This is a genomic window from Xanthomonas sp. F4, from assembly GCF_011761895.1.
This window is the reverse complement of the sequence record NZ_JAASQX010000002.1, coordinates 144967-161624: the sequence shown is the minus strand read 5'-3', so window position 1 is coordinate 161624 and position 16658 is coordinate 144967. Positions and strand designations below refer to the sequence as shown.

Sequence of the window (16658 nt, the reverse complement as noted above, 5' to 3'; positions counted from 1 at the left end):
CGATGTGGAATCCCGCCAGCGCCGTACCCGTGGACGACGAACTGCCGTCGCGCCTGGGTGCGGGCCATCCCGCCCTGACCGGCATGATCGCCGAGGCCTTGGCCGGTGGGCCGGGGGTGATGCTGCTGCACATCGACATCGACCACTTCGCCTCGATCAACGAGAACATGAGCCCGGAGGTCGGCGACCAGGCGCTGGCGCTGCTGGCGCACCGGCTGCAGGCGCACTTGCGCGGCCGCGGCCTGCTGTGGCGCCACGGCAGCGACGAACTGGTGATGGCGGTGCCGCGCACCGCCGACGTGCCGCCACCGGAAGCCTTCGCCGAGGAGATCCGGCAGCAGATCGAGCTGCCGCTGTCGGTGCTGCCGTACACCCTGTTCATGACCGGCAAGATCGGCGTGAGCCTGTGCCCGGAGCATTCCACGCGCCTGTCGACCCTGCTCGACTTCGCCGAGGACGCGGTCTACCAGGCCGCGCGCGAAGGCGGCAACCTGGTGCGCCTGTATGCCGCCGACGGCCCGCCCAGCGCGCACAGCGAGAGCATCATCTCGCGGCAGATCGTCGACGCCATTCCCAACGGCGAACTGCGCCTGCGCTACCAACCGATGGTCAGCGCCCGCGACGGCCGCGTGGTCGGCATGGAATCGCTGCTGCGCTGGCAGTCGCCGACCCTGGGCATCCTGGTGCCGGAGCGCTTCATGCGTACCGCCGAGCGCCTGGGCGTGATCGTGCAGATCGGCACCTGGGTGATGGAGGGCGCGTTGCGCCAGGCGCGGCTATGGCGCGACCAGGGCTTCGACGACTTCACCATCGCGGTCAACGTCTCCACCCTGCAGCTGCTGCGCCCGACCTTCTTCAACGAAGTGATGTCGGCGCTGCAGGCGGCCGGGGTGCCGCCGCAGATGATGGTGCTGGAGATCAACGAAAGCGCGCTGACCAACAACGTCAACTTCGTCCACGAGACCCTGGCCAACCTGTGCCGCGAAGGCATCAGCCTGAGCCTGGACAACTTCGGCACCGGCGACTCCAGCCTCAGCGCGCTGGTGCGCTACCCGGTGGACAAGCTGAAGATCGACCGCAGCTTCATCAAGAGCGCACCGGCCGGCAACCGCGAGGCGGCGATCGCCCGCGCGATCATCGCCATGGGCCACCAACTTGGCATGGTGGTGATCGCCAACGGCGTCGAATCGCAGGCGCAGCTGGGTTTCCTGCGCCGCAACGACTGCGACATCTTCCAGGGCTACCTGTTCGGCGAACCGATGTCCGCCGAAGCGGCGGGCATGGCGCTGCGCCGGCGCTACCTGCGCCCGGAATCGTTCACCGAAACCCGCCCGGACCGCACCCTGCTGCTGCTCGACGACGAGGAGAACGTGCTGCGCTCGCTGGTGCGGCTGTTCCGCCGCGATGGCTACCGCATCCTCGCCGCCGGCAACGTCCGCGACGCCTTCGACCTGCTCGCCACCAACGACGTGCAGGTGATCCTGTCCGACCAGCGCATGTCCGACATGAGCGGCACCGAGTTCCTGGGCCGGGTGAAGATGCTCTACCCCGACACCATCCGCCTGGTCCTGTCCGGCTACACCGACCTGGCCACCGTCACCGACGCGATCAACCGTGGCGCGATCTACCGCTTCCTGACCAAGCCGTGGAACGACGACGAACTGCGCGAACACATCCGCCAGGCCTTCCGCACGCACGACGAACAGCGGCGGGATGCGGGCCCCTGAGGGGCGGGGATTGGGCATTGGGGATTCGTAAAAGCGCGGTGTCGGCATTTCATTGACACGCGCGGATGGGAACAGCAAACGCAAAAGCGCTTTTGCCAATCCCGAATCTCCACTCCCGAATCCCAGCCTCTCAGCTACTTCGGCTGCCTCACCGGAATCACGATCCGGAACGTCGAGCCGTCGCCCACGGTGCTGCTGACATCGATGCGGCCGTGGTGCTTGTTGATGATGCCGTAGGAGATCGACAGGCCCAGGCCGGTGCCGCTGCCGACCGGCTTGGTGGTGAAGAACGGGTCGAAGATGCGCTGTAGCAGGTCCGCCGGAATGCCGGCGCCGGAGTCCTTGAACTCGATCCACACCTCTTCGCCGTCCTGGCCGGTGCTGACCACGATGGTGCCGCGCTCGCCGATCGCCTGGCCGGCGTTGAGCAGCAGATTCATATACACCTGGTTGAGTTCGGACGGCAGGCACTCCACCAGCGGCAGGTTGCCGTAGTGGCGCTCCAGCGTGACCTTGTACTTGAGCTCGTTCCAGATGATGTTGATGGTGGATTCCAGACCCGAGTGCAGGTCCACCAGCTTCCACGACTCCTCGCGGCCGGAATAGGAGAAGTCCTTGAGGTCGCGGACGATGCGGGTGACCCGCTCGATGCCTTCGCGCGACTCGGCCATCAGCTGCGGCAGGTCGCGGCTGATGAAGTCGATGTCGAAGCGGTTGCGGATGTCGTCGATCTCCGGGATCAGCGCCTTCGGATCGGGCGCGCGCAGGGCGCGCTCGTAGGCCTCGATCAGGGTGAACAGGCTGCGTAGATACTCCTGCAGACTGCCCAGGTTGGAGTGGACGTAGCCGATCGGGTTGTTGATCTCGTGGGCGACGCCGGCGGCGAGCTGGCCGATCGAGGCCATCTTCTCCGACTGCAGCAGCTTTTCCTGAGCGCCGTTGAGGCGCAGGTAGGCCTGGCGCAGCTCGGCATGGCGCTGCTGCAGTTCCTGTTCGTAGTCCTGCTGGCCTTCGATGCCCTGGATCAGCATCAGGTAATGGCCGCCGTCCGCATCGGCATGGAAGTACAGATGCGCCAGCACCACGTGGTGTTCGGTCGGCAGGCTACCGCTCCAGCGGCCGCTGCTGCGCGCCTGCGACAGCGCATCGCTCGGCAGCCACTGCGCCAGGTGTGCGGCTAGGCCGGCGTCGGTGCCGGAAAGATGGCGGCGCGCGGCGCTGTTGGCCAGCAGCAGTTGCCCGTCGGCACGGAACAGCACCACGCCTTCGTACAACAGTTCGCTCAACGCGAGCAGGTGCTCGCGCGAGGGCAGGACAAGCGGTTGGTTGGGATTGATTTCGGCGAAATTCACGACAGGCCGCGGGCGATCGATGGATGCCCAATATACGCCGTTGGCGCCGGCGGATGCGCGACCCGCGTTGGGACGCGCTGCGGCTTACGCGACTGCCAGGGGACGCTGGGAGAGCGGCGTGCTGGACTGGCCGTTGGCGTCGTAGGACGACGCGCTCTCGCTGCGGCCGAGGTGGCGCAATGCCCAGTTGACCTCGCGTCGTCGCCGTGACAGCAGCGCGCCGTTGGCGCGGTTGGCGTCGGCCAGCTCGCGCAGGCGCAACTCGGCCTCGGCACCGGCGGGCACATCGGCCTCCAGTGCGCGCAGTGCCGCCAGCTTGGCGCTGGTCGCCTGCATGAGGCCTTCCACGTTGTGATCCAACAAGGCCTGGCGCTCGCCGGCGAGCGCGTCGCTGAGCTGCTGCAGGAGGTTGGTCACGGACATGTTCATGCGCCGAGTTGCCGATCCATATCGATCATGCGGCTGGCGATCGCGTCGGGGTTGATCTTGTAGCTGCCGTTCTGCAGCGCACTGCGCACCGCATCGACGCGGCTGCTGTCCACCGCCGGAGCGGCCGACAGTTGGCGTTGTAGGGTCTGCAGGCCGGAGGCCTCGCCGGTCAGGCGCAGGCTATCGGTTGCAGCGGCCGCACCGACCGCACGGTCCTTGCCTTCCTCGGACGCGCCGGAGGCGGCCTTGGTCGAGACGGACGACGTGCGAAGGGTGGCCGGGCTCGGCAAATTCCCTTCAATTTTCTGGGTCATGACGGACATCCTGTTACGGGTTCGGTGTAGGTAACGGCACAGCGTCGGAGAACTTTAGCCGGATTCTTAGCGCGTCACTAAAACGTCGCCATTTTGTGACACAGTTCCCTGAACGATACGCCGGGACGACAGGTTTTCGACGGTCACCCGCTCGTTTTCGCCCGCATCGCCCAGTGCGCGCCCGGCCATCCGCACTTCCAGACCGCCGCTGCGTGCCACGAGCGCCACATTGTCGCCGCGCCGGACCAGCCGCGGCGCGACCAGGTCGGTGGCGGACAACAAGGTGCCGGCCGGCAGGGTGCGCCGCGCCACCTTGCCGATCGCCATCTCCGGCTCGGTCATCGCGGCGCCGACGATGCGCGCCGCGTCGCGCTTCTCGGGAACGATATCGGCCGAGCCGATGGTTTCTCCAGCGGACAGGCCGCGCGCCAGCACCAGCACGTGCTGCATGCGCCGCACCTTGACCGGCACGAACAGCCGCCAGCCGGTCTCGCGCGGGCAGCTCACTTCCACGGTCGTGGTACCGGTCGGCTGGGCCTGCAACGGCACCGGGCACAGCGGCACCCGCACCGACGGGTCCAGGGTCGCCTCGGCATCGGCGTCGGCGCCGGCCAGGGACAGCGCCGCGGCACGGATCGAGTCCACCGACTGGAAGTCCGCGGCCCAGGCCGGCGTCGCCGCCAGCAGGACCAGCAATAGGATCGGGCGCATGGCCGTCTCTGTGGGAAAGGTCGCCGACACCATGCAAAGGCCGTGCCGCAAACCGCACGCCCGATCCGCACCGCGCCCTCAAGTTCCGCCGCGCAGGCGCCGATATGAACGCCATGAGTCATGACCTTCTCAACCGAATCGACCAGCGCACCCGCTTGGCGGGCCACAACCGGCTTGCCCTGCTGCTGTTCCGGCTGGGCGGTCGTCAGCTTTTTGGCGTGAACGTCTTCAAGGTGCAGGAAGTGCTGCGCCGGCCGGAGTTGTTCCAGGTGCCCGGGCTGCCACTGCAATTCTCCGGCGTCGCCGACGTGCGCGGGCGCTCGGTACCGGTGCTTGACCTGGGCCTGGCCATCGGCCACCCGGAGCGCGAGCCGAACGCGGATACCGCGCCAGCCTATCTGGTGGTGACCGAGTTCAACCGGTCGGTCCAGGGCTTCCTGGTCAGCGGCGTGGAGCGCATCGTCAACATCGCGGTGGAGGACATCCATCCGCCGCCGGAACTGGGCGCCGAATCCAGCTACCTGACCGCGGTGACCCGCTTCCAGGGCGAGCTGATCCAGGTGATCGACGTGGAGAGCGTGCTGGCCGACATCGCCCAGACCCGGGTCGAGGCCAACCTGGACCCGTCGCTGGCCCTCACCGGCCCGCAGTTGCAGGTACTGGTGGTCGACGACTCGCGGGTGGCGCGGCAGCAGATCCGCAGCGTGCTGGACCAGCTCGGGGTCGCCGCGACCCTGCTCTCGGACGGTCGCCAGGCCCTGGACCATCTCTTGCAGATCCATGCGGCCGGCGAGAATCCGGCCGAACGCTACGCCATGGTGATCTCGGACATCGAGATGCCGGCGATGGACGGCTATACGCTGACGACGGAAATCCGCCGCCATCCAGGCCTGGCCGGCCTGTACGTGCTGTTGCACACCTCGCTGTCGGGCGTGTTCAACAACGCGATGGTCGAGCGCGTGGGCGCCAACGCCTTCGTGGCCAAGTACAGTCCCAACGAGTTGGCCGAGTATGTGCTGACCCGGCTGCGGGTCGTCGCCGCGGCCGCGCAGGCGGCCTGACCCGGGCGCCGCGCCCCGCCGCGCGGCCTGCCTGACGGCATATTAAAGACAGCGGACGCTTCCGGCGTCCCGCGGCCGAACCCTGATCGCACGGGCCCGGCGCCCGACTTTGGCACGCGCCTTGCCTGTGGTTTCGGCAACGAACCGCGGGATCGTGCCATGTCCAATCCGATCACAGCCTACTTCGGCGTCCATGGCGACGCCCTGCCGCTGCGCGAGCAGCGCATGAAGCTGATCGCCAGCAACCTCAGCAACGTCGACACGCCCGGGTACAAGGCCCAGGACCTGGATTTCGACGCGGCGATGCGTGCCGCACAGGGACAGCGCGAGGGCACCCAGCTCGCGGTCGACGACAGCCGCCACATCGCCGTCGGCGGCGACGGCCTGAACCCGTTCCAGGTCACCCGCTTCGCCAGCCAGCCCAGCCTGGACGGCAACACCGTCGATCCGGATGCCGAACGCGCCGCCTACGGCCGCGCCGCGCTGGAGTACCGCGCCTCGCTGAGCTTCATCGAATCCAAGGTGCGCAACATGCTCACCGCGATCACGGGCCAATAAGCATGAGCAACCTGCCGATCTTCGACGTCGCCGGCTCCGCGCTCAAGGCGCAGTCGGTGCGCATGAGCACCATCGCCAGCAACCTGTCCAACGCCGATTCGGTGGCCGGTTCGGCGGAAGCGGCCTACAAGCCGATCGAGCCGATCTTCCAGGCGGTGCGCAACCCGCACGACAGCAGCCTGACCTCGGTCAACGTCAAGGAAATCGCCCAGACCAACGCGCCGCCGATCAAGCGCTACGAACCCGGCCATCCGCTCGCCGATTCCGAGGGCTACATCTATTCGCCCGATGTGGACCCGGTCTCGCAGATGGTCAACCTGATCTCCGCCTCGCGCAATTACCAGGCCGGCGTGGAGGTTCTCAACACTGCCAAGGAACTGGCGCTGGCCACTCTGACCATGGGCCGCTGAGCCGCCCTCCTTCCGCCGTCTCACGTTCCAGGACCGCCTCCATGACCAGCGTCACCAGTTCCACCGACACCACCTATTCCAGTCTTGGCCTGAGCGCCTCGAGCAATACCAGCACCACCAGCGGCAAGGCGCTGCAGCAGGCCGACTTCCTGAAGCTGATGACCGAACAGCTGCAGCACCAGGATCCGCTCAAGCCGATGGACAACAGCCAGATGGTCGCGCAGATGGCGCAGCTGTCCACCGTGCAGGGCATCGGCGACCTCAACAAGACCGTGACCGCGCTGTCCTCGTCGATGAGCACCGACCAGGTATTGCGCGGCGCCAACCTGATCGGCCACAAGGTGCTGGTGCCGTCGGCCTCGCTGCCGCTGGGCGCCGAAGGCAGCACCGGCGGCCTGGTGGCGGCCAAGGACGCAGGCGTGGTCGACGTCACCGTCAGCGATGCCAACGGCCAGCCGATCAAGAAGATCAGCCTGACCGCCGACAAGGCCGGCCAGCTCGATTTCGCCTGGGACGGCACCGACGCCAGCGGCAAGCGCATGCCGGCCGGCAGCTACAGCATCACCGCCGGGCAGACCGACGCCAAGGGCAACCAGCTCTCCCTGTCCACCTACGTCCAGGCGCCGGTCGAGAGCGCCATCATCGGATCGGACGGCATCTATCTCGATCTGACCGGGCTCGGCACCACGCCGCTGACCAACGTTCTCCGCGTCAGCTAACGCCACGCCGACCATCCACAGGAGTCCACCATGGGTTTCAATACATCGCTGTCAGGCCTCAGGGCGGCCAATACCGACCTCAACGTCACCGCCAACAACATCGCCAACGCCAACACCACCGGTTTCAAGGGCTCGCGCGCCGAGTTCGCCGACCAGTTCACGCTCAACGGCTACGGCCTGGCGCGCAACGCGGTGGGTTCGGGCGTGCGCGTCAGCAACGTCGCCCAGCAGTTCTCGCAGGGCACCATCGATCCGACCGGGCGCAGCCTGGACCTGGCCATCTCCGGTTCCGGCTTCTTCACCCTGTCCAACAACGGTGCCCGCGTGTACTCGCGTGCCGGCAACTTCCAGACCGACGCCAACGGCTACGTGGTCAATCCGCAGGGCGGCCGCCTGCAGGTGTTCCCGCCGGCCAGCAACGGCAACGGCTTCGCCGCCGGCACCCTGACCGACCTGCAGCTGCTGACCACCGACAGCCCGCCCAAGCAGACCAGTACGGTCAACCTGACCTTCACCCTGCCCGGCAACACCCAGCCGCCGACGGTGGCCACGTTCGATCCGAACGACGCCAACAGCTACAACAACTCCAGCGGCGGCACCACGGTGTACGACTCGCTGGGCGTGGCCCACGTGCAGACCTCGTACTTCGTCAAGACCTCCACGCCCAACCAGTGGACCGTCTACAACTACGTGGACGGCGTCGCCGCCGGTGGTGCCAGCACGCTGCAGTTCTCCAACAGCGGCGCGCTGGTCAGCCCGCCTGACGGCAAGATCGCGCTGGGCACCTTCACCCCCAGCACCGGTGCGGGCACCCTGTCGCTGAACCTGAATGTGTTCGGGTCGACCCAGTACGGCGAAGCCTTCGCCCTGCGCGGTTCGACCCAGGACGGCTACGCCAGCGGCAAGCTCAACTCGATCAGCATCGACGAGAAAGGCATCGTCTACGCGCGCTACTCCAACAACGCCGACAAGGCGCTGGGCCAGATCGCGGTGACCAACTTCGTCAATCCGCAGGGCCTGAGTTCGCTCGGCGACAACGCCTGGGCGGAAAGCTCGGCCTCGGGCCTGGCCCGGACCGGCTCACCGGCGACCTCGGACTTCGGCAGCGTGCAGTCCGGCGCGCTGGAATCCTCGACCGTCGACCTGACCGAGCAGCTGGTCAACATGATCGTGGCCCAGCGCAACTTCCAGGCCAACTCGCAGGTGATCTCGACCCAGGATCAGGTCACGCAGACGATCATCAATATGCGTTAAGGCCGGGATTGGTGATTCGGGATTGGTGATTCGTCACCGCTGGCGTCCCGTCGACCGGGCGCCAGCTTGAGCCACCACTTCCGATCGTCTGCGGTACTTCCGCTTCTTCGAATCCCGAATCCCTTCTCCCGAATCACGGCCCACACCCATGGACAAAGCCCTCTACGTCGCCATGACCGGCGCCCGCGCCTCGCTGCAGGCGCAGGCCACCGTGTCGCACAACCTGGCCAATGTCGAGACCTCCGGGTTCAAGGCGGCGTTGGCCAACACCGAGGCGTATCGGATTCCTGGCGCCGGTTATCCGTCGCGTATCGATGCGCTGCACATCGACCAGGGCTTCAACCGCGACGTCGGCGCCCAGCACACGACCGGCAATCCGCTGGATGTGTCGCTGGATGCCGATCGCTGGCTGGCGGTGCAGTCGTCCGACGGCAAGGAGGCGTACACGCGCGGCGGCGAATTGGCGCTGACCCCGAATGGCCAGCTGGTCACCGCCAGCGGTCATGCGGTGCTCGACGACCAAGGCAACCCGGTCTCGATCCCGCCGCACCAGTCGCTGGAAATCGGCAACGACGGCACGGTGTCGATCGTGCCGCTGGGCGAAGCCCCCACCGCGATGAGCACCATCGCCACGCTGAAGGTGGTACAGGCGCCGCCGGACCAGCTCAGCCGCCGTCCCGACGGCCTGATGCGCAATGTCAGCGACGATCCGGCCAAGGCCTTCGCGCCGGCCACCGGCAACTCGCTGCGTACCGGCATGCTCGAAGGCAGCAACGTCGATGCCGCCGGCGCGCTGGTGCAGATGATCCAGTTGCAGCGCCAGTTCGAAATGCAGGTCAAGGTCATCAAGAACGGCGACGAGAACGCGCAGTCGGCCAACACCCTGCTGCGTCTGAACGGCTAAGGCACGCCGCGGCGCCTCAGGCGCCGGTTTGGCACGGCACGTGCATCACTCCCTGCGCCCCGGCGCGTCGTGCCGGGGCCACCATCAGAGGAACTCGGGTCATGAATCAGGCTTTGTGGGTCGCCAAGACCGGACTGGATGCGCAGCAGACGCGCATGTCGGTCGTGTCCAACAACCTGGCCAACACCAACACCACCGGTTTCAAGCGCGACCGCGCCAACTTCGAGGACCTGCTGTACCAGCAGGTGCGGCAGCCCGGCGGCGCCAGTTCCTCGCAGACGCAGTTGCCCTCGGGCCTGCAGATCGGTACCGGCGTGCGCGTGGTCGCCACCGCCAAGGATTTCGAGCAGGGCAGCCAGCAGCAGACCGGCCGCGCCCTGGACGTGATGGTCAACGGCCGCGGCTTCTTCGAAGTGCAGATGCCGGACGGCACCACGGCCTACACCCGCGACGGCAGCTTCCAGATCGATGCGCAGGGCCAATTGGTCACCAACAGCGGCTACGCGATCCAGCCGGGTATCCAGATCCCGGAAGGCGCGCAGTCGGTGACCATCGGCAACGACGGCACGGTCAGCGTGCAGGTCGCCGGCACCGCCGCCGCGCTGCAGGTCGGCTCGCTGACCCTGACCGACTTCATCAATCCCTCGGGCCTGCAGGCCAAGGGCCAGAACCTGTACGTGGAAACCGCCGCCTCCGGCCCGGCCACGAACGGCACGCCCGGCCTCAACGGCCTCGGCAACATCGCGCAGGGTGCGCTGGAAGGCAGCAACGTCAACGTGGTGGAAGAGCTGGTGAGCATGATCGAAACCCAGCGCGCCTACGAGATGAACGCCAAGGCCATCTCCACCACCGACTCCATGCTCGGCTATCTGAACAACAACGTCTGATCCCCTCGCCTCCGGAATCCGCCATGTCGCGCCTGTCCTCTCTCTCCTTCTCCGCCGTGCTGCTGCTGCCGGTCCTGCTCGGCGGTTGCGCCGGTCTGGGCGTGGCCGCCGGCGACGTGCGTCCGTACGCGCCGATGGCGCCGATCACGCCGGTGATGGCGCCGCAGGCGCAGCCCACGGCTGGCGCGATCTACGCCGCCGGCCCCGGCCTGCAGCTGTATTCGGACCGTCGCGCCCGCGACGTCGGCGACCTGCTGACCATCACCCTGGTCGAAAGCACCAACGCCAGCAGCACCGCCAACACCAGCATCAGCAAGAAGGACGCGGTGACCATGGCCACGCCGACCCTGCTCGGCGCGCCGCTCACCGTCAACGGCACCAACATCCTCAACAACTCCACCAGCGGCGACCGCAGCTTCGCCGGCAAGGGCAACACCGCACAGAGCAACACCATGCAGGGCAGCATCACCGTGACCGTGATGCAGCGCCTGCCCAACGGCAACCTGGTGATCCAGGGCCAGAAGAACCTGCGGCTGAACCAGGGCGACGAACTGGTGCAGGTGCAGGGCGTGGTCCGCGCCGCCGACATCGCCCCGGACAACACCATTCCCTCCAGCAAGGTGGCCGAAGCGCGCATCGCCTACGGCGGCCGCGGCGCGGTCGCGCAGTCCAACGCAATGGGCTGGCTGAGCCGCTTCTTCAACTCGCGCATCTCGCCGTACTGAGGCCCGCCATGAATCTCCTGTCCCTGCCCTGCCGCCTGCTCGCCGCCGTCGCCCTGTGCGCGGGCCTGGCCGCGCCGGCCGCGGCCGAACGCATCAAAGACCTGGCCCAGGTCGGCGGCGTGCGCAACAACGCACTGGTCGGCTACGGCCTGGTGGTCGGCCTGGACGGCAGCGGCGACCGCACCAGCCAGGCGCCCTTCACCGTGCAGAGCCTGAAGAACATGCTCGGCGAGTTGGGCGTCAACGTGCCGTCGAACGTCAACCCGCAGCTGAAGAACGTGGCTGCGGTGGCGATCAGCGCGCAGCTGCCGGCATTCGCCAAGCCGGGCCAGACCATCGACATCACCGTCTCCTCGATCGGCAATGCCATCTCGCTGCGCGGCGGTACCTTGCTGATGGCGCCGCTGAAGGGCGCCGACGGCCAGGTCTACGCGGTCGCGCAGGGCAACCTGGTGGTCGGCGGCTTCGGCGCGCAGGGCAAGGACGGTTCGCGGATCTCGGTGAACGTGCCCAGCGTCGGCCTGATTCCCAACGGCGCGACGGTGGAACGTGCGCTGCCGGACGTGTTCGGCAACACCGGCGAGATCACCCTGAACCTGCATCAGCCCGATTTCACCACCGTCTCGCGCATGGTCTCCGCGCTGGAAAGCACCTTCGGCCCGGGCAGCGCGCACGCGGTGGACGGCTCCACCGTGGCGGTGCGTTCGCCCACCGACCAGAGCGCGCGGATCGGTCTGCTGGCACGCATCGAGAACGTCGAGCTGTCGCCGGGCGCGGCGGCGGCCAAGGTGGTGGTCAATGCCCGCACCGGCACGGTGGTGATCGGTTCGCAGGTCCGGGTCAGCCCGGCGGCGATCTCGCACGGCTCGCTGACGGTGACCATCAGCGAAGGCACCCAGGTCAGTCAGCCGAATGCCCTGAGCGGCGGCCAGACCGTGGCCACGCCCAAGTCCACCATCACCGCCACCAACGAAGGCAGCCGCATGTTCAAGTTCGAGGGCGGCACCTCGCTGGATCAGATCGTCCGGGCGGTCAACGAGGTCGGCGCCGCACCTGGCGACCTGATCGCGATTCTGGAAGCGCTCAAGCAGGCTGGTGCCCTGAGCGCGGAGCTGGAGGTGATCTGACATGCGTATCTCGGCCGCTCCCTTCGACCTGCACGCCTCTACCCAAAACGATCCGGCCAAGATCGAGAAGGTCTCGCGCCAGCTCGAAGGGCAGTTCGCCAACATGCTGGTCAAGAGCATGCGCGACGCAAGCTTCGGCAACTCGCTGTTCCCGGGCGAGAACCAGACCTTCCGCGACATGTACGACCAACAACTGGCCAAGGGCCTGACCGACGGCAAGGGGCTGGGCCTGGCCGCGATGATCTCCAAGCAGTTGGGCGGCGGGCAGTCGGCCGCGGCCACGCCCACCAATACCTCGCTGGACGCGGCCAAGGCGGCCAAGGCCTATTCGCTGGTGTCCGGCCAGTCCGGCAACGGCCCGATGCCGCTGCAGGGCGACGCCGCGCTTGCCGCCGGTGCCACGGCCGGCGCCGGCGTTGGCCCGTGGAGCGGCGCCGAGGCGACCGCCTCGCCGCAGCAGCAGGTGCTGGACATGATTGCCGGCCGCGAGAGCAGCGCGATGCACCAGGCCATCGGCAGCAGCCCGGCCGACGGCAGCGCCGGGATGTCCTGGGCCGGCGCCGACGACCGCTGGTCGAACGTGCAGGCCACCGCCGACAGCGGCAACGCCATCGATCCCAGCGCCGCCGCGGCAGCCAATGCCGCCGCGGCCAGCCTCGGCGAGCGCACCCCGGAAGGCTTCGTCGCCAAGATCTGGAACCATGCGCAGAAGGCCGCGCAGGAACTGGGCGTGGACGCGCGCGCCCTGGTCGCGCAGGCCGCGCTGGAAACCGGCTGGGGCCGCCGCGGCATTTCCCGCGGCGACGGCGCCAGTTCCAACAACCTGTTCGGGATCAAGGCCACCGGCTGGAACGGCGACCGCGTGACCACCGGCACCCACGAGTACGTGGACGGGGTCAAGCAGTCGCAGACCGCCGATTTCCGTGCCTATTCCTCGCCGGCGGAGAGTTTCGCCGACTACGTGCGCCTGCTGAAGACCAATCCGCGCTATCAGCAGGCGCTGAAGGCCGGTACCGACATCCGCGGCTTCGCCCAGGGCCTGCAGCGCGCCGGCTACGCCACCGATCCGGCCTATGCGGCCAAGATCGCCGCCATCGCCGGCGGCCCGACCATCGGTCGCGCGGTCGCCGCGATCGGCAGCGCCGCCGCCGGCGGCATCGAGCGCGTGCTGGCCAGCACCGTCGATTCGTCCGGCCTCGTGCGCCGCTGAGGTAGCCGCCCATGTCCATTCTCTCTACCGGTACCGGCGCCCTGCTCGCCTTCCAGCGGGCGCTGTCCACGGTCAGCCACAACGTCGCCAACATCAATACCGACGGCTACAGCCGGCAGCGGACGACGTTCGCGACCACGGTCCCCAGCCAGTACGGCAGCGAGTTCATCGGCAACGGCACCCAGATCACCGACGTCTCCCGCGTCGCCGACCAGCTGGCGATCTCGCGGCTGTTCGACAGCACCGGCGAAGTGGCCCGGCTGAAGCAGCTGTCCAGCCTGTCCAGCCGCGTGGACGGGCTGTTCTCGGACAAGGCCACCAGCATCGCCGGGCAGTGGTCGAACTTCTTCGACGCCACCAGCGGCCTGTCCTCCAACGCCTCGGCCAGCGCCAACCGGCAGAACCTGCTGGACGCCGGCAATTCGCTGGTGACCCGCTTCAAGCAGCTCAACGGCCAGCTCGATTCGCTCGGCAGCGAGGTCAACAACGGCCTGCTGGCCGGCACCGCCGAGGCCAACCGCCTGGCCACCGAGATCGCCAAGCTCAACGGCCAGATCGGCTCCAACGCCAATGCCGCCGCGCCGGACCTGCTCGATCGCCGCGACCAGATGATCAGCCAGCTCATCGGCTACACCGGCGGCAGCGTCATCCAGCAGGACGGCGGGATGATGAACGTCTACACCTCCGGCGGCCAGGCCATGGTGGTCGGCACCAATGCGTCGACGCTGGTCACCAGTCCCGACCCCTACCAGCCGGAAAAGCTGCAGATCGCGCTGAAGACGCCGGGCGGCTCGACGCCGCTTACCAGCAAGGCGCTGGGGGGGCAGCTCGGCGGCTTCCTGGAGTTCCGCAGCAACGTCCTGGATCCGACCAAGGCCGAACTCGGCCGTATCGCCACCGGCGTGGCCAGCAGCTACAACCAGCAGCACCATGCCGGCATGGACCTGTATGGGCAGCTGGGCGGCGATTTCTTCAACCTGCCGGCGCCGAGCGTGGACGGCAACAGCGCCAACACCGGCACCGCGGCGTTCACCGCCAACGTCAGCGACCTGAGCAAGCTCGACGGGCAGAACCTGCTGCTGACCTACAACGGCACCGCCTGGAGCGCCAGCCGCAGCGACACCGGCGCCAGCGTCCCGATGAGCGGTTCGGGCACCAGTGCCGATCCGTTCGTGGTCAACGGCGTGTCCCTGCAGGTGTCCGGCACCGCCGCCAGCGGCGACAAGTTCCTGCTGCAACCCACGGCCAACGCCATCAGCAAACTGTCCGTGGCCATCACCGACCCCTCGCGCATCGCCGCGGCGACGCCGATCCAGGCCAGCGCCACGCTGAGCAACCTGGGCACCGGCAAGGTCAGTGGGGTCACCGCAACCGACGCCAGCAACGCCAACCTGCTGACGCCGGCAAGCATCGCCTTCATCGATTCCACGCACTACTCGATCAACGGCGGCGCACCGCAGACCTACACGGCCGGTCAGACCATCAACGCCAATGGCTGGAGCCTGACCATGGACGGCATGCCGTCGGCCGGCGACAGCTTCGCGGTGGGCCCGACCGGCGTCGGCTCGAGCAACAACGGCAACGCCCTGCTGCTGTCCAATCTCGACGACTCCAAGGCCTTCAACGGCGGCACCATCACCCTCAACGGCGCGGTGTCCGGCCTGACCACCACGGTCGGCTCGGCGGCGCGCCAGGCCAAGTACGCCGCCGACGCGCAGGACGTGATCCAGAGCAGCGCCCAGGATGCGCGCGACTCGCTATCCGGCGTCAACCTCGACGAGGAAGCGGCGGACATGCTGCGGCTGCAGCAGGCCTATCAGGCGGCCTCGCGCCTGATCTCCACCGCCGACACCCTGTTCCAGTCCATCCTGAGCGCGGTCCGATGAGCAATCGCATCTCCAGCGGCATGATCTTCAATCAGTCGCTCAACACCATGCTCGGCAAGCAGGCGACGATCTCGCACCTGCAGCAGCAGCTCTCCACCGGCCAGCGCATCGTCAGCGCGGCCGACGACCCGGTCGCCGCGGGCACCGCGGTCAGCCTGGATCGCACGGTGGCCGCGCTGGCCCGCTTCGGCGACAACGCCAACAACGTGCAGAACCGGCTCAACCTGCAGGAGAACTCGCTGTCGCAGGCCGGGGACCTGATGGCCCGGGTCAAGGATCTGACGGTGGAAGCCAATAGTTCGGCGCTGACCACCCCCGACCGCAAGGCCATCGCCGCGGAACTGAAGACCCTGCACGACAGCCTGCTCAGCCTGTCCAACAGCACCGACGGCTCCGGCCGCTACCTGTTCGGCGGCACGGCCGACGACGCCGCACCCTTCGCCGTGGTCTCCGGCAACGTGGTCTACAGCGGCAACCAGACCCAGCGCAGCGTGGAGGTGGCCCCGGATACAAAGGTCTCCGACACCCTGCCCGGCAGCGAGATCTTCATGCGCGTACCGACCGGCGACGGCACCGTGGACGCGCACGCGGCCGCCGCCAACACCGGCACCGGCCTGTTGCTGGACTTCAGCCGCGACGGCTCGAGCGCGACCGCCTGGAACGGCGGCAGCTACAACGTCGTGTTCACCGCCGCCACCACCTACGAGGTGCGCGACAGCAGCGGCACCGTGGTCAACACCGGGACCTATGCCGCCGGCGAGAGCATCGGCCTGCCCGGCCTGAAGATGCGCGTGGACGGCGCACCCGCCGCCGGCGACAGCTTCCAGATCGGGCCGTCGACCACGAAGGACGTGTTCTCCACGATCAGCAACCTGGTCGACCTGCTCAACACCGATCCCATCACCCCCACCGCCAAGGCCGCGCTGCAGAACGGCCTGCAATCGTCGATGCGCGACATCACCCAGGCCTCGTCGAAGATGATCGACGCGCGCGCCGCCGGCGGCGCCCAACTGGCGGCGATCGATAACGCCACCGACCTGCGCGCCGCCAACGACGTGACCCTGAAGACCACCCTGTCTTCGCTGCGCGACCTCGACTACGCGCAAGCGATTTCCCAATACCAGCTGGAACAGTCGGCGCTGAAAGCGGCACAGACCATCTTTACCCAGATGCAGAAGATGTCGCTGTTCGACCGGCTCTGATCGTCAAGCGATAAACCGGATATACCGAAAGGCCCGGAGCGCGGCGACGCCTCCGGGCCTTTCGCTTTATACAAAAGACCGCCATCGCCGACGGCGCGGTAGACAAGGCGAAAGAAGCCCTAAAGTTTGCCGGAGCGCGGTCGAATCAGGCTCTTCGCCGTGGCCCGGGTCTTTTGCGCATT

Annotated in this window: 17 protein-coding genes; 13 read left to right on the top strand and 4 right to left on the bottom strand. The window is 67.8% G+C overall.

Going from position 1 to position 16658, the window contains the following annotated elements:
- The first annotated feature begins 2 nt into the window (after positions 1-2).
- Positions 3-1727, top strand: a complete 1725-nt coding sequence (locus FHR66_RS08625) for an EAL domain-containing protein (RefSeq protein WP_160960862.1) — start codon at positions 3-5, stop codon at positions 1725-1727.
- A gap of 134 nt (positions 1728-1861) precedes the next feature.
- Here FHR66_RS08625 and FHR66_RS08620 read toward each other — a convergent pair whose 3' ends face one another.
- From FHR66_RS08620 to flgA, 4 genes are all read right to left on the bottom strand, one after another.
- A complete protein-coding gene (locus tag FHR66_RS08620; protein ID WP_160967483.1) occupies positions 1862-3079 on the bottom strand; it encodes an ATP-binding protein in 1218 nt (405 codons plus the stop codon).
- Between the two features lie 84 nt (positions 3080-3163).
- Positions 3164-3502 (bottom strand): flagellar protein FlgN, encoded by a 339-nt coding sequence (locus FHR66_RS08615; RefSeq protein WP_167087820.1) that lies wholly within the window; start codon positions 3500-3502, stop codon positions 3164-3166.
- Between the two features lie 2 nt (positions 3503-3504).
- A complete protein-coding gene (flgM, locus tag FHR66_RS08610; RefSeq protein ID WP_160967582.1) occupies positions 3505-3822 on the bottom strand; it encodes a flagellar biosynthesis anti-sigma factor FlgM in 318 nt (105 codons plus the stop codon).
- Between the two features lie 66 nt (positions 3823-3888).
- On the bottom strand, positions 3889-4533 hold the full coding sequence (gene flgA / locus FHR66_RS08605) for a flagellar basal body P-ring formation chaperone FlgA (protein ID WP_160967487.1): 645 nt from the start codon (positions 4531-4533) through the stop codon (positions 3889-3891).
- A 113-nt stretch (positions 4534-4646) separates the two neighbouring features.
- Between flgA and FHR66_RS08600 the strand changes: the two genes are divergently transcribed.
- The 12 genes from FHR66_RS08600 to flgL all read left to right on the top strand — a co-directional run bounded on the left by FHR66_RS08600 (position 4647) and on the right by flgL (position 16476).
- Entirely contained in the window at positions 4647-5594 is a 948-nt protein-coding gene (locus FHR66_RS08600) for a chemotaxis protein (RefSeq protein WP_160967489.1), read from the top strand.
- A 159-nt stretch (positions 5595-5753) separates the two neighbouring features.
- On the top strand, positions 5754-6152 hold the full coding sequence (gene flgB / locus FHR66_RS08595) for a flagellar basal body rod protein FlgB (RefSeq protein ID WP_160967491.1): 399 nt from the start codon (positions 5754-5756) through the stop codon (positions 6150-6152).
- A 2-nt stretch (positions 6153-6154) separates the two neighbouring features.
- Positions 6155-6562: a flagellar basal body rod protein FlgC gene (gene flgC / locus FHR66_RS08590; RefSeq protein ID WP_160967493.1), complete on the top strand. Its 408-nt coding sequence runs from the start codon at positions 6155-6157 to the stop codon at positions 6560-6562.
- Between the two features lie 41 nt (positions 6563-6603).
- The gene (locus FHR66_RS08585; protein ID WP_160967495.1) at positions 6604-7281 is read left to right on the top strand and encodes a flagellar hook capping FlgD N-terminal domain-containing protein; all 678 of its coding nucleotides are present in this window, start codon (positions 6604-6606) and stop codon (positions 7279-7281) included.
- 30 nt (positions 7282-7311) lie between these two features.
- Positions 7312-8535 carry a flagellar hook protein FlgE gene (gene flgE / locus FHR66_RS08580; RefSeq protein WP_160967497.1) on the top strand — a complete coding sequence of 408 codons (1224 nt, stop codon included), beginning with the start codon at positions 7312-7314 and terminating at the stop codon, positions 8533-8535.
- 148 nt (positions 8536-8683) lie between these two features.
- Positions 8684-9439 (top strand): flagellar basal body rod protein FlgF, encoded by a 756-nt coding sequence (locus tag FHR66_RS08575; protein ID WP_160967499.1) that lies wholly within the window; start codon positions 8684-8686, stop codon positions 9437-9439.
- 101 nt (positions 9440-9540) lie between these two features.
- A complete protein-coding gene (gene flgG, locus FHR66_RS08570; RefSeq protein ID WP_160967501.1) occupies positions 9541-10326 on the top strand; it encodes a flagellar basal-body rod protein FlgG in 786 nt (261 codons plus the stop codon).
- A gap of 23 nt (positions 10327-10349) precedes the next feature.
- Positions 10350-11051: a flagellar basal body L-ring protein FlgH gene (flgH, locus tag FHR66_RS08565; protein WP_160967503.1), complete on the top strand. Its 702-nt coding sequence runs from the start codon at positions 10350-10352 to the stop codon at positions 11049-11051.
- Positions 11052-11059: 8 nt separating this feature from the next.
- Positions 11060-12178 (top strand): flagellar basal body P-ring protein FlgI, encoded by a 1119-nt coding sequence (locus FHR66_RS08560; protein WP_160967505.1) that lies wholly within the window; start codon positions 11060-11062, stop codon positions 12176-12178.
- Between the two features lies 1 nt (position 12179).
- Positions 12180-13388: a flagellar assembly peptidoglycan hydrolase FlgJ gene (gene flgJ, locus FHR66_RS08555; protein WP_160967507.1), complete on the top strand. Its 1209-nt coding sequence runs from the start codon at positions 12180-12182 to the stop codon at positions 13386-13388.
- A gap of 11 nt (positions 13389-13399) precedes the next feature.
- A complete protein-coding gene (gene flgK, locus FHR66_RS08550) occupies positions 13400-15274 on the top strand; it encodes a flagellar hook-associated protein FlgK (protein ID WP_160967509.1) in 1875 nt (624 codons plus the stop codon).
- Positions 15271-16476, top strand: a complete 1206-nt coding sequence (gene flgL / locus FHR66_RS08545) for a flagellar hook-associated protein FlgL (protein WP_160967511.1) — start codon at positions 15271-15273, stop codon at positions 16474-16476. The genes flgK and flgL overlap by 4 nt, the downstream gene beginning before the upstream one ends.
- Positions 16477-16658: the final 182 nt, after the last annotated feature.

Bases quoted from the DNA above. Each gene is read 5' to 3' on its own strand.
- FHR66_RS08625 (WP_160960862.1), top strand. From the start codon at position 3: ATGTGGAATCCCGCCAGCGCCGTACCCGTGGACGACGAACTGCCGTCG.
- FHR66_RS08615 (WP_167087820.1), bottom strand. From the start codon at position 3,502: ATGTCCGTGACCAACCTCCTGCAGCAGCTCAGCGACGCGCTCGCCGGC.
- flgM (WP_160967582.1), bottom strand. From the start codon at position 3,822: ATGACCCAGAAAATTGAAGGGAATTTGCCGAGCCCGGCCACCCTTCGC.
- flgA (WP_160967487.1), bottom strand. From the start codon at position 4,533: ATGCGCCCGATCCTATTGCTGGTCCTGCTGGCGGCGACGCCGGCCTGG.
- FHR66_RS08600 (WP_160967489.1), top strand. From the start codon at position 4,647: ATGAGTCATGACCTTCTCAACCGAATCGACCAGCGCACCCGCTTGGCG.
- flgB (WP_160967491.1), top strand. From the start codon at position 5,754: ATGTCCAATCCGATCACAGCCTACTTCGGCGTCCATGGCGACGCCCTG.
- flgC (WP_160967493.1), top strand. From the start codon at position 6,155: ATGAGCAACCTGCCGATCTTCGACGTCGCCGGCTCCGCGCTCAAGGCG.
- FHR66_RS08585 (WP_160967495.1), top strand. From the start codon at position 6,604: ATGACCAGCGTCACCAGTTCCACCGACACCACCTATTCCAGTCTTGGC.
- flgE (WP_160967497.1), top strand. From the start codon at position 7,312: ATGGGTTTCAATACATCGCTGTCAGGCCTCAGGGCGGCCAATACCGAC.
- FHR66_RS08575 (WP_160967499.1), top strand. From the start codon at position 8,684: ATGGACAAAGCCCTCTACGTCGCCATGACCGGCGCCCGCGCCTCGCTG.
- flgG (WP_160967501.1), top strand. From the start codon at position 9,541: ATGAATCAGGCTTTGTGGGTCGCCAAGACCGGACTGGATGCGCAGCAG.
- flgH (WP_160967503.1), top strand. From the start codon at position 10,350: ATGTCGCGCCTGTCCTCTCTCTCCTTCTCCGCCGTGCTGCTGCTGCCG.
- FHR66_RS08560 (WP_160967505.1), top strand. From the start codon at position 11,060: ATGAATCTCCTGTCCCTGCCCTGCCGCCTGCTCGCCGCCGTCGCCCTG.
- flgJ (WP_160967507.1), top strand. From the start codon at position 12,180: ATGCGTATCTCGGCCGCTCCCTTCGACCTGCACGCCTCTACCCAAAAC.
- flgK (WP_160967509.1), top strand. From the start codon at position 13,400: ATGTCCATTCTCTCTACCGGTACCGGCGCCCTGCTCGCCTTCCAGCGG.
- flgL (WP_160967511.1), top strand. From the start codon at position 15,271: ATGAGCAATCGCATCTCCAGCGGCATGATCTTCAATCAGTCGCTCAAC.